We start from the raw sequence: 15,258 nt of genomic DNA, 5'->3' as shown, positions 1-15,258 counted from the left end.
CCTGTGACACAGATCACATTCATCCACCCGGGCTCATGCAAACATCGCAGCGACGTAACGCATTGTTTTATATGTTTATTTTATAATTTCTCGTTATTCATCACGCTCATAAATAAGACAGGGACAAACACATGCCACAGCAGGGATTGCGCTTCACTCTCGAAGTGGATGGCCAGGAGCCGGATACTTTCGCTGTCATCAGCTTCGGCTTAAAACAGGACTATTCACTTCCGTTTGTCCTTGATGTCGACGTCGCCAGTGATTCCTTCAGGCAGACCGCAGAAACATTACTCGAAAAAAACGCCACCCTTACGGTCTGGCAGGGGCAGCAGGTGCTGCGCCATATCAGCGGTGTCATCGCCACCTTCGGCACAAAAGAGAATAATGGCTGGCAGATGCTGTACCGCTTCGTCATTCGCCCTCCCCTCTGGCGCTGCAGCCTGCGGCAGAATTTCCGCATATTCCAGCAACAGGATATCCTGGCTGTCTCCGACATCCTCCTCAGGGAAAACGGTGTCACTGACTGGACTGACGGGTTTAACGATGACCATCCGCCCCGTGAATTCTGTGTACAGTACGGTGAATCAGACCTCGCGTTCCTGACCCGTCTCTGGGCTGAGGAAGGTATCTTCTTTTTTGACAAATCTGCCCCGGATACACCGGAACAAAAACTGACGCTGTGCGATAACGTCGCCGGACTCAGATGCCTGACTGACCCCGTCGCCTTTAACCCGAACACCACAACGGACGTTTCAACAGAATGCATCAGCGTGTTCCGCTATGAAGCCACCGTCAGTCCCTCTTCTGTGCAGAGCCAGGACTACACCTTCAAGGTTCCCGACTGGCCGGGTATTTATGACCATGAAGCCGACAACCTGAACGGCCAGCGGGCACAGTACGAGATTTTTGATTATCCCGGCCGCTTCAAGGATGAGCAGCACGGAGAGAATTTCACCCGTTACAGAATGGAAGGCTGGCGCAGCGGTGCCGAAACGGCCACCGGTGTCAGTAATTCACCCGGACTGTGGCCGGGAACCCGCTTCACCCTTTCCGGACATCCGTCTGTCAGTCTCAACCGGGAATGGCAGGTGGTGAGCAGTTCCCTGACAGGCATACAACCTCAGGCTCAACACGGAAATCAGGGCGCCGGAACCTCACTCACCAACCATTTCACTGTCATCCCCGCAGAACGCACCTGGCGTGCCAGACCCCATCCAAAACCGAAAGTGGATGGTCCGCAGAGTGCGGTGGTCACCGGGCCGGCAGGGGAAGAGATTTTCTGTGACGAGCACGGACGGATACGGGTGAAATTCCTGTGGGACCGTTATCACGGCGGCACGGAAGACAGTTCCTGCTGGATCCGTGTCTCCCAGGCCTGGGCCGGGGCCGGTTTTGGCAACCTGGCCATTCCCCGCGTGGGTCAGGAGGTCATTGTGGATTTTCTCAATGGTGACCCTGACCAGCCCATCATTATGGGCCGCACCTACCATGAAGATAACCGCTCTCCCGGAGACCTGCCGGGCACAAAAACGAAGATGACCATTCGTTCCAAAACCTATAAAGGGGATGGGTTTAATGAGCTGAGTTTTGAGGACGCCACCGGCCAGGAGCAGGTTTATATCCATGCGCAGAAGAATATGGATACCGAAGTGCTGAATGACCGCACCACCGATGTGAAAGTGAACCATACCGAAACCATTGGCGGCAACCAGGTTATTACCGTGCAGCAGAACCAGGTGCAGACGGTGGTGCAGAACCAGAAAGAGACCGTGGGGCAGAACCAGAGTATTACTGTCGGCCTGAACCAGGCAGAAACGGTGGGGGTGGTCCGTGCACTGACGGTGGGTGTGGCGTACCAGACCACGGTAGGCGGTGTGATGAATACCTCGGTGGCGCTGACACAGTCCTCTCAAGTGGGGATACAGAAGTCGTTGCTGGTCGGTAAGGGTTATAACGTCAGCGTCGGGGAGAATGTCACCTTTACGGTGGGTAAAAGCAAAACCGAGAGTACCGGGAAGGTGGCCGTCTATTCCGCCGGGGAACATCTGGAGTTGCGTTGCGGGCAGGCCCGGCTGGTGCTGACGCAGGACGGCAAAATATTTCTTAACGGTACTGCGATTAACCTCCAGGGTATGCAGACCATCAGCGGCGACGCTCTGATGATCAACTGGAACTGCGGTATTGCAGAAGACCCACCGAAAGCGCCGCAAGAAAACGGCAGTTCGTCGCCGGATATGCGGCAGTACTGAGCCCGCGACAGTACAAAACGATAAATAAAAAATAAGCATTACATTCAGCAAAACAGAAGGACTGGAACATGATCGGAAAACCGGCAGCACGTCAGGGTGACGGCACCATGACAGGTGGCCCAATAATCCAGGGCTCGGCGGGGGTGATGATTGGCGCACCGACCGGCGTGGCCTGTTCGGTCTGTCCGGGCGGCATGACCTCCGGCAACCCGGTCAATCCGCTGCTGGGCGCAAAGGTACTGCCCGGCGAAACCGATATTGCCCTGCCCGGCCCGCTGCCGTTTGTACTCTCGCGTACCTACAGCAGCTACCAGACCAGAACACCTGCCCCGGTGGGTGTGTTCGGCCCCGGCTGGAAGGCGCCCTTTGATATTTGCCTGCAGATACATGATGCGGAACTGATACTCAACGACAATGGCGGGCGCAGTATTCATTTTCATCCGTTGTTTCCGGGGGAAACGGCCTTCAGCCACAGCGAGTCCTTCTGGCTGGCGCGGGGTGGCGTCCCGGCACTGCACGACAGTAACCCGCTGAGCACACTCTGGCAGACACTGCCGCAGGATATTCGCATCAGCCCGCATATTTATCTTGCAACCAACAGCCTTCAGGGTCCCTGGTGGATCCTGGGCTGGTCTGAGCGCATTGCCGGGCCGGAGGAAGCGCTGCCCGCCCCGTTGCCGCCGTACCGGGTGCTGACCGGTCTGGCGGACAGTTTCGGGCGGACAATGACTTTCCAGCGCGCCGCATCCGGCGCATTCTCCGGAAACATTACCGCCGTGACAGACGGTGCAGGCCGCCATTTCCGGCTGGTGCTGACCGCCTGTCAGGACGCGCCCCCCGCCACGGGTTATGGCGCAGACAGTGGCGTTCGCCTCGCCGAAGTGTGGCTGTCCCGCGACCCGGAATACCCGGATAACCTGCCCGCCGTTCCCCTGGTGCGTTATGAATATTCATCCCGGGGTGAACTGGCGAGGGTGTATGACCGCAGCGGTACTTCAGTTCACGACCTGACCTATGACATGCAGTATCCGGGACGGATGGTGGCACACCGCTATGCGGGCAGGCCGGAAACCAGCTACCGGTATGACGTTGCCGGGCGCGTGACGGCGCAGCATAATCCGGAAGGCTTAAGTTATTCCTATGTTTATGAACACAATCGCGTCACTGTCACCGACAGTCTGGGCCGCCGGGAGGTACTGCACACCGACGGCGACGGCGGGATGAAACGGGTGGTGAAAAAGGAGCATGCCGACGGCAGCATCACCCGCAACGACACTGACATCGCCGGCAGACTGCTGGCGCAGACGGATGCGGCGGGCCGGAAAACCGAATACCGGCACAGCCCCGCCTCAGGTCAACTGACGGCGCTCGTCACACCGGATGGCAGGCTGACGGAGTTTTGCTATAACGCCCGGCGCCAGCTGACCAGCACGGTCCACCCTGACGGGCTGCAGAGCCGGCAGGAATATGATGACCACGGCAGACTGACGGCTGAAACCCTGCGCAACGGCAGTACGACCCGTTATTTTTATGATAATCCGCGCAGCGAATATCCTTCTTCCACCGAAGATGCCACCGGCAGCCGGAAGCATATGACCTGGAGTCGCTACGGTCAGTTACTCACCTTTACCGACTGCTCCGGTTATGAAACCCGCTATGAATACGACCGCTTCGGGCAACTGACGGCAGTGCACCGGGAAGAAGGTGTCAGTCAGTTCCTTACGTATGACAGCCGGGGCCGTCTGACCTGTGTAAAAGATGCACAGGAACGCGAAACTCACTATGAATACAACGTGTCTGGCGATCTGACAGCGACCACACTCCCTGACGGTAGTCGCCGCGAAAACACGCATGACGCCCGGGGCCACATCCTCAGCAGCACACAGGACGGGCTGACGCGGCGGATGCAATACGACGCTGCAGGCCGGGTCACGCAGCTCACGAATGAAAACAACAGCCACACAACGTTCACTTATGATGTACTGGACAGGCTGACGCAGGAAACCGGTTTTGACGGCAGGACGCAGCGTTACGGCTACAGCGCCACCGGGCTGCTCATCCGCAGTGAAGATGACAGCCTCATTACCTGCTGGCACTATGACGCAGCAGACCGACTGACGCACCGCACGGTGAATGATGAACCGGCGGAGCAGTGGCGTTACAGTGAGCGCGGCTGGCTGGCTGAAATCAGCCACGTCAGTGACGGGCACCGCGTCACTGTGCAGTACGGGCACGACGACCAGGGCCGTACTGTCCACGAACGCCAGAGGGTGCATCACCCGGACACGGGTGAACTGGTGTGGCAGCATGACACCCGGTACGATTACAACGACAGCGCACTACTGAACCGCATCACACCGGATAACCTGCCCCCGCTGGAATGGCTGACGTATGGCAGCGGTTATCTGGCTGGCATGAAACTTGGTGATGAACCACTTCTCGACTTTACCCGTGACCGCCTGCACCGCGAGACGCAACGCAGCTTTGGTAATTACGAACTGACCACGGCATACACGCCGGGCGGCATGTTACAGAGCCACCACCTGAACATTCCCCGGCTTAACCGTGACTACATCTGGAGCGCTGACGGGCATCTTGTCCGCATCAGCGGGCTGAATGAACAGCGTGATTATCAGTACGGTCCCGCCGGTCGGCTGCGCAGTACGCATATTAAATCAGCGCATCATGACCTGACGCAGTGGACCCTGACCGACCCGGCGGGCAACCGGATAGCGGAGCGGGATGAATACCCGATGCTGCCGGATAACTTCCGGAATAACCGTACCGGTCAGGATGTGGATAATGTCTACCATTACGATGAACACGGCAGACTCACTGAAAAGGGTGAGCGTCGCCCCCGTCCGCGTGGCAGCCTTTCTCATCATTATGGCTATGATAACCAGCACCGGCTGACGCATTACCGTCAGTTGCAGCACGGCAGTCTGCTGACGGAAAGCCGGTATATCTATGACCCGACGGGCCGCCGCACGGGTAAGCGGATATGGGAATGTACGGTCTGTGACGATGGTTCGTGTACAAAGCCGGAACTGAAGGAAACCGTATGGTACGGCTGGGATGGCGACCGGCTGACCACCATGCAGACAGACACCGTCCGTATCCAGACGGTGTATCTGCCGGGCAGTTTTACACCATTAATCCGCATTGAAACCGCAACCGGAGAGCTGACGAAAGCCCGCCGCCGCACGCTGGCGGAAAAACACCAGCAGGAGGCGGGAATGGTGTTTGTACCGGAACTGGTGGCAATGCTGGATAATCTGGAGCGGGAACTGAAGGCGAACCAGGTCAGCGGGCAAAGCCGGCAATGGCTGACGCAGTGCGGGCTGACGCCGGAGCAGATGAAAAACCAGATAGAGCCAGAGTACAGTCCGCAACGGAAAATCCACCTGTATCACTGCGACCACCGAGGCCTGCCGCTGGCGCTGATTAACGCTAACGGGGAGATAGTCTGGAGCGCAGAATTTGATGAGTGGGGGAATATGTTGCGTGAGGATAACCCCGGCAATCTGCAACAACTTATCCGGTTGCCGGGACAGCAGTATGATAAAGAGACGGGGCTGTATTATAACCGTCATCGATACTATGACCCGGAGCAGGGACGGTATATTACTCAGGATCCGATTGGGTTACGTGGTGGGTGGAATTCTTATAAGTATCCGTTAAATCCGATTACAGAAATAGATCCTTTAGGTTTGTATCAGATGTGCCATAGAAAGTTCGATCCAATCCCTGTTCCATATGCAAGGCATTGTTATATAAAATTTATAGATGGTACAACATCAAGCTTTGATAATAAGGGTACTCATGCAGATCCTGCTCCAAATAAGGAGGGTACGATTTGTACTGAGCCTCAAAGTCCATCACTAGATGAGTGCATTAGGGAAGCAATGAAGAATTGTAAAGGAGAGAACTATCACTTTACTGAATTTAATTGTTGTCACTGTGCAGAACAAGCGATGAAATCATGTGGAACATCTATTCCGAAAACGTCATGGCCAAACTTCCCGATAAATCCAGGGCCACAACCCGGAGAGCCTAATTATCGCCGGGAGCCCATTTTTGAACCAAATTTGGGAGAGAAGTAAGCATGTTAAAACATTTTGCCACAGGATTAGCATGGGTATTTTGTTTTTTGTTTTTGTTATTTATAGAAAAACATATCCCGATATATGTATATGCACGAATGGATATCCCTTATCATATTATCTCATGGGTACCATGGGGAGGGCTTTTCCTTTGTGGCTTAAGTGTGTCGTGGTGTATGGATTTTAGCGCATGGTGGTTATGTTTAGCATATGCCATTATAATATCTATCGTTATTTTCATGTACAATTCATTTGTTAATTATTTCCTTCAACCAACTGATTTCCCAGGAATTGTTGGAAGTATATGGTTATCAATGATTTTCTTTATATTGAGTTTTTTCATCATTTTCATTGGTTTTATTTCGAGTTATGCTTTGAAATTTTTGATATCTAAATAAAATAATATCTGTAACAAATTATTTCTCCTTCGAAGATGCAAAGAATGAAAGATTTAATGGGGTTTTAACACTGCCGATGTAGATAATCTGGGATCCTATACAGAAACGGCAGACGAAAGAGCCAACTGCATGCGGAAACGAAGAGCGAAGAGAGTAAATAGTGGCTTGCGCAATGCAGGTTGGTATAGGATCAGATGAAAAACCAGATGGAACAGGAATATAGTCCGTAACGGAAAATTCACCTGTATTACCGTAACTATCGTAGCCTGCCACTGGCGCTGATTGACGCTCATGGGGAGATTGCGTGGAGCGCAGAATTTGATGAGTGGGGGAATATGATGCGTGAGCATAACCCCGGCAATCTGCAACAACTTATCCGGTTGCCGGGACAGCAGTATGATAAAGAGACGGGGCTGTATTATAACCGTCATCGATACTATGACCCGGAGCAGGGACGGTATATTACTCAGGATCCGATTGGGTTACGTGGTGGGTGGAATCCATATGCTTATCCGCTCAATCCTCTGACGAACGTTGATCCGCTGGGATTAAGTGGATTAAATTCCTTGAACGGTCAACCTGGCATGAAAGATGCCTATAATCGTTCTGTAACTCAATATGAGAATTCACTTCCGAAATCTCTATCTGAATGGAAATTTTCACGATGGGATGAAAATAGAGGAAAGAGATTTGGTAATAGTTATATAAATGTAAATGCGATATGTGAAGATCAGTTTGGTAACACTAAATCTGTTAATGCTCGGACTTTTCAAACCGGTTGGTTTCCTATTAATGAAGTTGAGGCGGGGAGAGGAATTCCAGACTCTGGAGAAGATCCGTCAGACATAGCATCAGCTACAGAAACTATTACAGACAATGTAAAAGATCTTATTGATGCTCATTCGCAGGCAATAACATGTGGTTCAAAGAGTGGTTATCAGTGTTTTAAAGCTTCTGAAGCGACTCAGAAGTTAGGTGAGAAATTATGTGGTCAAAGGTAACAAAATTAAATGGATAAAAATATAAAAAAATTCCAAGAGCTTCCACCAAGAGTATCAGTGGTGCTTTCATATATTATTTGCATAAATACTTGTGCATTTGCAAGAAACTCTCTTAAACTCATACTGTGGTATATATTTAGAGATATCTATCAAAATAACTGGTTGATTATTTTTTTTCAACGCAACAGCCTACTCTATAATGTTTTTATGTGGGTGCCTTTCAGGTTTTTTAATACATAAAAACTCTATCATTCATTCCTCATTGACTGTAGCTTTAGGTGTTATGTTTACTTATTTAGTTTCAGGGGTAAATCAAAATGAATATATTTTACTTTTGGAAGGTGTTCTAACCGGTGCTGTTTTGGGTGGAATAGGAGGAGGGACTACTCAAATGGCAAGAAAATTCTTACGTTCGAAATGAAAATTTTTAAACAGTTTACCTGCCTACCAAGACACCTATGTGATGAAAAAAGAAGGCTGTATTATTACCGGAACCGTTTGTACAACCCACGGCAGGGATGATGGGCGTGGTTAGCGCCCTGACGGAGGGTGTAGCGTACCAGATCACAGTGGGCGACATCAAAGCCGGGTCACGCTCTGGCATTACGATAAATCCGACCGCCTGACGCACCGCACTGTAAACGATGAAGAGGCCGAACGCTGGCAGTACAAGCGCAAGGGCCCAACGCCGCCTTACGACGGGCGTTTATTAATGGTCTCTTTGAGTTGACCAATCAGCTCGCGGCGGAAATCGCCGAGACGGGGTTTATCGTTATCGATCCACGGCAATGGACGGCAAAGCTCCATCGCTTTAATCCCTAAACGCGCGGTGAGCAGCCCGGCGCCAATCCCCTGCGCCGCGCGTGCCGAGAGGCGAGCGGCAAGATCCTGTGACATCCAGTCCATGCCGATTTCGCGCACCAGTTCACTGGCACCCGCAAAGGCGATATTCAGCAGCACAAGACGAAACAGGCGCAGGCGGCTGTAGTAGCCGAGTTCAATGCCATACAGCGTGGCAATGCGGTTAATCAGCCGCAGGTTGCGCCAGGCGATAAACGCCATATCCACCAGCGCCAGCGGGCTGACGGCAATCATCAGCGTGGATTCCGCCGCTGAGCGACTGATCTCCCGGCGCGCCTGCGCGTCCAGCACCGGTTGTACCAGGTGCGCATACAGGCTCACCACTTCACGGTCGCTTTGCGTTTCATGGATGGCGGCATACCAGCGTTGCAGCGCCGGATGCGCGTGATCGATCCCCGCCTGTTGCGCCAGTTTTTCACAAAACGCGCGCCCTTTTCCGGTACCGTGGCTTTGCATCAGATCACGGGCTTCGTCACGCTCCTGCGCACGCTGGCGTAACCGCCACAGGCGACGCCATTCCGTTGCAACCGACCCCACGCCAGCGCCGATGATCAACGCTCCGGCCGCACAGCCGCCGAGCGATACCCAGTCCTGCGTTTGCCAGGCGTTGACTGTCCACTGCACGCCCTGCGCCACCACGCTGACACCGAACAGCGCCAGCCCGGCCGTTACCATGCGCCGCCAGAGGCTGCGTTTCGGGCGCAATGCCGCCTCGACCACCGCTTCGGCGGGGCCGTCTTCCGGTACTATCTCTTCCGCCAGCGCCGGGGTAAATTTTTCTGCTTCTCCGGCCGCAAATGTCTGCGCCGTTTTCAGTAATTCTTCTTTTTCCACATCCAGCGGACCGGCGAAGTCAATCCGCGGTTTTAACGGTTCGCTCATCGCAATTTATCTCCAATTAAAAACTCCAGCGCGGCATCAAGGCGAATGTGCGGCAATGGCTTATCGACGTCCATCACCTGCGGACGAAACGCTTCAAACTGAAAGCCCTGCTTTTCCCAGAACGCCTGTCCCGGTAAGCGCGCCGGGACTTCACCGGGATAGACCGTCAGCGGCTCTCCGTCGCTTAATCGATGACCGCGTAACGCCGGAATTTTTTCGCCATTCACCTCAATCAGCCCGTTCTGCGTGGCCTGAATTGCCGCCAGCCCGAGGCAGTCCATGCTGATCCCTTCAAACGCGGCGTTCTGCCACGCATCCTGAATCAGTTGCTGCAACAGCGAAACCATACTGGCATGTTGATCGACGGTAACGTGATCGGCTTTGGTCGCCGCAAACAGCAGTTTATCGATCACCGGTGAAAACAGGCGGCGGAACAGCGTGCGCTGGCCGTAATGGAAGCTTTGCATCAGTTGCGTCAGCGCCAGCCGCATGTCGTTGAACGCCTGCGGTCCGCTGTTAAGCGGTTGCAGGCAATCCACCAGCACAATCTGCCGGTCGAAACGCAGGAAGTAGTCGCGGTAAAACCCCTTCACCACTTTGTCGCAGTAGTAGTTAAACCGCTCGCGCAGCATTCCGGCGTTGGTGTGTTTCCCCGCCTGGGCGAGTTTTGCCTCACCGGTCGCATCCACATCCGGCCACGGGAAAAACTGCAACGCAGGCGCGCCTGCCATATCGCCAGGCAGCACAAACCGCCCCGGCTGAATAAAATGCATGCCCTGCTGTTTGCAGGTGTGCAGATATTCCGTCCACGCGTCGGCAATCGCCGCGAGGCGGTTTTCATCCGCAGGTGCCAGCGGATCTAACCCTTCGCAAAGCTGTCGCCAGCGCGCGGACCACTCGCTGCGCTGCCCTTGCAACAACCCGACCATCTGCCGCGACCAGCTCAGGTAATCCTGCGCCAGCATCGGTAAATCGAGCAGCCATTCGCCCGGGTAATCGACAATTTCGAGATACAGCGTGGAGGTATCTTTGAAGTGACGCATCAGCGAATCATTTGAGCGATAGCGCAGCGCGAGGCGGATTTCACTGACGCCGCGTGTTGGCGTCGGCCAGGTCGGCGGCGTGCCGTACAACTGCGCGATGCCTTCGTCATAAGTGAAGCGCGGAATGCCGAAATCCCGCTGTGGCACGCGCTTCACACCGAGTAGCCGCTCTTCACGAACAGCGCTGAGCAGCGGTAACCGTGCGCCGCTGTGAATGTTCATCAACTGATTCACCATCGCGGTGATAAACGCCGTTTTCCCGCTACGGCTTAACCCGGTCACCGCAAGGCGCAGATGGCGATCCACACCGCGATTGACCAGGGCATTAAGTTCATTTTTCAGTCGCTTCATAGCCTTCCTGTTATGCCCTGAAGAGAGAATGTGACGTAAATGATATTACACAGGCAGGGTCGAAGAAGAGGTAAAACGTCAAAAAAGGACGGTTTTCGCGTCACGCGCTAGCGGACAGCGCGTGACAGACGGCGAGCCAGCCGACTCAATAACGGCTCCAGCGCAAACGCCAGCAGCAGTTTCACCGGGCGACGGGCGACCGATTTCACCGCCCAGCCCGCCAGACCGCCTGGGCCATAGCGCAGCGCGGTCAGCAGTACCAGCTTCCCGGCGATTTTGATGCCGGGTTTCACTTTCTGCCCTGCCTGTTGCCATTTATTCATTGCTCGCCTCCTGTTTGTCAGAGCTGGCGGAAGCGGCTACGTAACGTGAACGTATCGGAAGTCACATAGCGTTCCATTTCGCGCAAACGTTGTTCGCCTGCGGCCAGTTCTTCATCCACCGCGTTCAGCAGATCACCACTGGACGGCTGTTTTTCGCCATATAACGCGTCGTCCGGCATCGGGTCGAGCGCGAAGGTCAGAATGATGTAGGCGACGATCACAAAGAAAAACAGACCAAAAAGCATCGCCAGTACTGTGATAAGCCGGATCAGTTTGACCGGGACGTCCAGGTATTGCGCAACCCCGGCGCACACGCCCTTCACCATGCCCTGCTGCGGAATGCGCCACAGCTTTTTGTTCAGATCCAGTCCAGCCATTATTTTTCTCTCCAGTTCGGGTGTTCGGCGTCAAGAATCGCTTCCAGCGCCTGAATACGCTCGCGCATGCGTTTCGCTTCGTCCGTCAGTTGCAACAACCGTTGCTGTTCACTTTGCGCCAGGCCGCCGTTTTTTGAGCGGTTGCTGTAATGCAGCCACAGCCACACGGGCAGGACAAACAGCACAAACAGGGTCAACGGGATAGCAAGAAAAAGCGTGCTCATATGTACTCCTTACAGATGATGCGATGGCACCTGACCCGGTGCCATCCGGCAAATGGTGTTTTTATTATTGATCGTTCTGTTTCATTTTGGCTTTCAGTTCAGCCAGTTGCACGCTGATTTCATCATCTGCTTTCAGTTCGGCAAACTGCTGGTCGAGCGTTTTCTGTTTGCCAAAGCTGTGGCTCTCGGCTTCCGCTTCCATATGATCGATACGACGTTCAAAGGATTCGAAACGGGCCATCGCTTCATCCAGCTTGCCGCTGTCCAGTTGACGACGTACGTCGCGAGACGAGCTGGCCGCCTGGTGACGCAGCATCAGCGCCTGCTGGCGTGAGCGGGTTTCGCTGAGTTTGTTCTCCAGCTCAGCAATCTCTTTTTTCATGCGGGTCAACGTTTCATCAACCAGCGTAATTTCATGCTCCAGCGAGCCGATCAGTTCGGTCAGCTTCTGCTTCTCGATCAGGGCGGAACGCGCCAGATCTTCTTTCTCTTTACGCAACGCCAGTTCGGCTTTTTCCTGCCATTCGGTCTGCTGGGCAATCGCCAGCTCAACGCGACGGGTCAGTTGTTTCTTTTCCGCCAGCGCACGGGCAGAGGTCGAACGCACTTCCACCAGTGTATCTTCCATTTCCTGAATCATCAGACGCACCAGCTTCTGCGGATCTTCCGCTTTCTCCAGTAGCGAATTGATGTTGGCGTTCACGATGTCGGCAAAACGAGAAAAAATACCCATAATTACAATCCTCACAGTTCTGTTATCGGGCATGGCCCTGCTGCCTGAGTAATACAATTCGCGTGCCAGTTTTTTATCTTATTGATTTTCAATGAACTGATTGATATTTACCCAGCGAGGAATTACAGTAGCCTGGTGAATCACACTAACAAGTGGTTAATTTCATCATGGCTGAATACAAAGACAATCTGCTCGGCGAAGCGAACCGCTTTATTGAAGTCCTCGAACAGGTCTCCCGGCTGGCGCCACTCGATAAACCAGTACTGATCATCGGCGAACGCGGTACCGGGAAAGAGCTTATCGCTAACCGCTTGCACTTTCTCTCCGGGCGCTGGCAGGGACCGTTTATCTCCCTGAACTGCGCGGCGCTGAACGAAAACTTACTCGACTCCGAGCTGTTCGGCCATGAAGCCGGGGCGTTTACCGGTGCACAGAAACGTCATCCGGGCCGTTTTGAACGGGCGGATGGCGGCACGTTGTTTCTTGATGAACTCGCCACCGCGCCAATGCTGGTGCAGGAAAAACTGCTGCGGGTGATTGAATATGGCGAACTGGAGCGCGTGGGCGGCAGCCAGCCATTGCAGGTTAACGTCCGGCTGGTGTGTGCAACCAACGCCGATCTGCCGGAAATGGTGGAACAGGGGCATTTCCGTGCTGACCTGCTCGACCGGCTGGCATTCGACGTCGTACAACTGCCGCCACTGCGCGAGCGCCAGAGCGATATCATGCTGATGGCGGATCACTTCGCCATTCAGATGTGCCGTGAACTGAAATTACCGCTCTTCCCCGGCTTCACCGAACATGCGCGCGAAACCCTCCTGAACTATCGCTGGCCGGGCAATATTCGTGAGCTTAAAAACGTGGTGGAACGTTCTGTTTATCGCCACGGCTCCAGCGAAACGCCGCTCGATGAAATTATTATCGATCCGTTCCGCCGCCAGACCGCACCCGCCGCGCCGGTGGAAAATGCGCTGACGCTGCCGCTCGATCTGCGCGAATTTCAACAACAGCAGGAAAAATCGCTGCTTGAGCAGAGCCTCAGGCAGGCGCGATTCAACCAGAAAAAAGCCGCAGAATTGCTGGGTCTTACTTATCATCAGCTGCGGGCGTTGCTGAAGAAACATCAGCTATAAAGCGGCGGTGATTCTGGTGATCAGTTCTCCTTAACGTCCTGATAACTGGTTAACATCAACACCAGATTTTCTTTGGTTTCGCTGCTGTTAAAACGATAGGACTTGTCGTAGTTGTCACCGCCCAGATACCAGGCGATCTCTGTTTTACCGTCCGCGAGCGCTTTTTTGACCTCTTTATCAACGTTAACATAGCGATACTCCCGGGTATTACCGATGTATAAGCCGGTTTTACCGCCCGCCGCCATCGCCGGTCGGTTGTTCCATGTGACGTCATTCTCCTGCCAGTTGTTGCTGACAACTGGCGAGAAATAGATCATATCCTCACCCCTCTCCACGCGGGTCCCGTAGATGCGGATCTGGTACTTAAATGCCGCTTTCTGCGCTTCCGTTAACCCCGCTGGCAGCGGTGGAATGGGGAACTTCATCAGCGTCAGCATCTGGTCGCCGTTGGTTTTGTTCTGGCGGGTATACAGATCCGGTGACTGACCAAAATTGCGATCGGGTTCTGCGCTGCTGACATAGGTATCTTCACTGGCCGTCCGATAGCCCCAGGGCACCATATGGTTGCAGTCCATGCCATTGTTCATGCACAGCGCGGTCATAAAACGTGCGCCATCCTCCGTCCAGCCATTCAGGAAATCAGCATGCGCGGTATAGACGCCGCCCCATTGTTCAATACGCTGATTGCCTTCCATCACCGGATCCATAGAGAATTGGATTTTCGCGGTATCGAGGTGGGTGATTTGCGGTAATACCCACACCACATTCAGATTAACCGTTGGCATTTTCAACGGAAAACCTGCCGGACAGACACCCTGACTACTGTAGGCCGCGTTGGGCTGACCATGACCGGGCATCAGGTGAATGCCATCCCAGCAGTCAGGAAACTGAATTCCGACATTGAACTGCACCGCATCGCCTTTGCTGCGCAGGCCGCACACTTCCCCGGCTTTGTTGCTGTAGCCTTTCCCGTTGGCGCACAGAAAGGTGATGTGATGGCTCGGCGCACTGCCATGATGATCACCCGCCAGCAGTGCCAGCCCTGCCGGAAAAGGGGTCATCGGGTTTGCCGCGTCGTTTGTCGATTGATAATAGGTTTTCTGATACGACGGCCTGACTTTCTCACCGTCGGGCAGGCGCATTGAGGGAACCCAGTAAGCAGAGCCATCCGCTTTGTTGTTGCAGGTCGTTTCCGGTTGCGAACGCAATGATGCGTAAGTAGAAAAGGCATCGGTGTGGGTATTACCGAAAAAGTCATGCAGCATCGCCTGATTTGGCTTTCCGGGCATCATAATGGAGTCATCCCCCAGCGTATGGTGATAACTGCAGGTAACATCCGACTGCCCGGCGTGAGCATTAAAGGCCAGCAGGTTGCCGGTGACAAGGACCAGCAGAGTGAACAGCGTTGAAGATTTCATGGTTTCGTCTCAGGGTTAACATTCGCCACAGTAAACCCCTCATGCGGATAAAATGCCGAATCACATTGCCTCATCAACTCTCATAAAACCTCACTGTGTTGCCGACTTTTACGCCAGTTGTACGCAGACATTTGTACCTGGTAGCCTTAAGTGCGATACACT

Annotated in this window: 11 protein-coding genes and 2 pseudogenes; 6 read left to right on the top strand and 7 right to left on the bottom strand. The window is 53.8% G+C overall.

What is annotated here, in order from left to right; genetic code table 11:
* Nucleotides 1-131 precede the first annotated feature (131 nt).
* From AOY23_RS07350 to AOY23_RS23200, 5 genes and pseudogenes are all read left to right on the top strand, one after another.
* On the top strand, nt 132-2,249 hold the full coding sequence (locus tag AOY23_RS07350; RefSeq protein ID WP_054181222.1) for a type VI secretion system Vgr family protein: 2,118 nt from the start codon (nt 132-134) through the stop codon (nt 2,247-2,249).
* A gap of 68 nt (nt 2,250-2,317) precedes the next feature.
* Nucleotides 2,318-6,352 (top strand): RHS repeat-associated core domain-containing protein, encoded by a 4,035-nt coding sequence (locus AOY23_RS07345; protein WP_200906056.1) that lies wholly within the window; start codon nt 2,318-2,320, stop codon nt 6,350-6,352.
* Nucleotides 6,353-6,354: 2 nt separating this feature from the next.
* The gene (locus AOY23_RS22520) at nt 6,355-6,750 is read left to right on the top strand and encodes a hypothetical protein (protein ID WP_152958469.1); all 396 of its coding nucleotides are present in this window, start codon (nt 6,355-6,357) and stop codon (nt 6,748-6,750) included.
* Nucleotides 6,751-6,860: 110 nt separating this feature from the next.
* Nucleotides 6,861-7,751 (top strand): annotated as a pseudogene (locus AOY23_RS21630) (RHS repeat-associated core domain-containing protein); the annotation flags it as partial.
* A 589-nt stretch (nt 7,752-8,340) separates the two neighbouring features.
* Nucleotides 8,341-8,433: pseudogene (locus tag AOY23_RS23200) on the top strand (hypothetical protein); the annotation flags it as partial.
* An 11-nt stretch (nt 8,434-8,444) separates the two neighbouring features.
* Here AOY23_RS23200 and AOY23_RS07335 read toward each other — a convergent pair.
* The 6 genes from AOY23_RS07335 to pspA form a co-directional block, all read right to left on the bottom strand.
* Nucleotides 8,445-9,494 carry a YcjF family protein gene (locus AOY23_RS07335; protein WP_054178462.1) on the bottom strand — a complete coding sequence of 350 codons (1,050 nt, stop codon included), beginning with the start codon at nt 9,492-9,494 and terminating at the stop codon, nt 8,445-8,447.
* The gene (locus tag AOY23_RS07330) at nt 9,491-10,888 is read right to left on the bottom strand and encodes a YcjX family GTP-binding protein (protein WP_054178463.1); all 1,398 of its coding nucleotides are present in this window, start codon (nt 10,886-10,888) and stop codon (nt 9,491-9,493) included. The genes AOY23_RS07335 and AOY23_RS07330 overlap by 4 nt, the downstream gene beginning before the upstream one ends.
* A 107-nt stretch (nt 10,889-10,995) precedes the next feature.
* Nucleotides 10,996-11,211, bottom strand: coding sequence for a phage shock protein PspD (gene pspD / locus AOY23_RS07325; RefSeq protein ID WP_054178464.1), 216 nt, complete (start codon nt 11,209-11,211; stop codon nt 10,996-10,998).
* 17 nt (nt 11,212-11,228) lie between these two features.
* Nucleotides 11,229-11,588: an envelope stress response membrane protein PspC gene (pspC, locus tag AOY23_RS07320; RefSeq protein WP_054178465.1), complete on the bottom strand. Its 360-nt coding sequence runs from the start codon at nt 11,586-11,588 to the stop codon at nt 11,229-11,231.
* Entirely contained in the window at nt 11,588-11,812 is a 225-nt protein-coding gene (gene pspB / locus AOY23_RS07315; RefSeq protein ID WP_054178466.1) for an envelope stress response membrane protein PspB, read from the bottom strand. Before pspB ends, pspC begins: the two co-directional genes overlap by 1 nt.
* Nucleotides 11,813-11,876: 64 nt before the next feature.
* On the bottom strand, nt 11,877-12,545 hold the full coding sequence (gene pspA / locus AOY23_RS07310) for a phage shock protein PspA (protein WP_054178467.1): 669 nt from the start codon (nt 12,543-12,545) through the stop codon (nt 11,877-11,879).
* Between the two features lie 152 nt (nt 12,546-12,697).
* Between pspA and pspF the strand changes: the two genes are divergently transcribed.
* Nucleotides 12,698-13,678, top strand: coding sequence for a phage shock protein operon transcriptional activator (gene pspF / locus AOY23_RS07305; RefSeq protein ID WP_161804015.1), 981 nt, complete (start codon nt 12,698-12,700; stop codon nt 13,676-13,678).
* Between the two features lie 20 nt (nt 13,679-13,698).
* Here the strand turns inward: pspF and AOY23_RS07300 are convergent, their stop codons facing one another.
* On the bottom strand, nt 13,699-15,096 hold the full coding sequence (locus AOY23_RS07300) for a DUF1996 domain-containing protein (RefSeq protein WP_054178468.1): 1,398 nt from the start codon (nt 15,094-15,096) through the stop codon (nt 13,699-13,701).
* Nucleotides 15,097-15,258 lie beyond the last annotated feature (162 nt).

This window comes from Trabulsiella odontotermitis (assembly GCF_001297775.1).
Taxonomy (GTDB): Bacteria; Pseudomonadota; Gammaproteobacteria; order Enterobacterales; family Enterobacteriaceae; genus Trabulsiella; species Trabulsiella odontotermitis.
This window is presented reverse-complemented; position numbering and strand designations above follow the sequence as displayed.

Bases quoted from the DNA above. Each gene is read 5' to 3' on its own strand.
- AOY23_RS07350 (WP_054181222.1), top strand. From the start codon at position 132: ATGCCACAGCAGGGATTGCGCTTCACTCTCGAAGTGGATGGCCAGGAG.
- AOY23_RS07345 (WP_200906056.1), top strand. From the start codon at position 2,318: ATGATCGGAAAACCGGCAGCACGTCAGGGTGACGGCACCATGACAGGT.
- AOY23_RS22520 (WP_152958469.1), top strand. From the start codon at position 6,355: ATGTTAAAACATTTTGCCACAGGATTAGCATGGGTATTTTGTTTTTTG.
- AOY23_RS07335 (WP_054178462.1), bottom strand. From the start codon at position 9,494: ATGAGCGAACCGTTAAAACCGCGGATTGACTTCGCCGGTCCGCTGGAT.
- AOY23_RS07330 (WP_054178463.1), bottom strand. From the start codon at position 10,888: ATGAAGCGACTGAAAAATGAACTTAATGCCCTGGTCAATCGCGGTGTG.
- pspD (WP_054178464.1), bottom strand. From the start codon at position 11,211: ATGAATAAATGGCAACAGGCAGGGCAGAAAGTGAAACCCGGCATCAAA.
- pspC (WP_054178465.1), bottom strand. From the start codon at position 11,588: ATGGCTGGACTGGATCTGAACAAAAAGCTGTGGCGCATTCCGCAGCAG.
- pspB (WP_054178466.1), bottom strand. From the start codon at position 11,812: ATGAGCACGCTTTTTCTTGCTATCCCGTTGACCCTGTTTGTGCTGTTT.
- pspA (WP_054178467.1), bottom strand. From the start codon at position 12,545: ATGGGTATTTTTTCTCGTTTTGCCGACATCGTGAACGCCAACATCAAT.
- AOY23_RS07300 (WP_054178468.1), bottom strand. From the start codon at position 15,096: ATGAAATCTTCAACGCTGTTCACTCTGCTGGTCCTTGTCACCGGCAAC.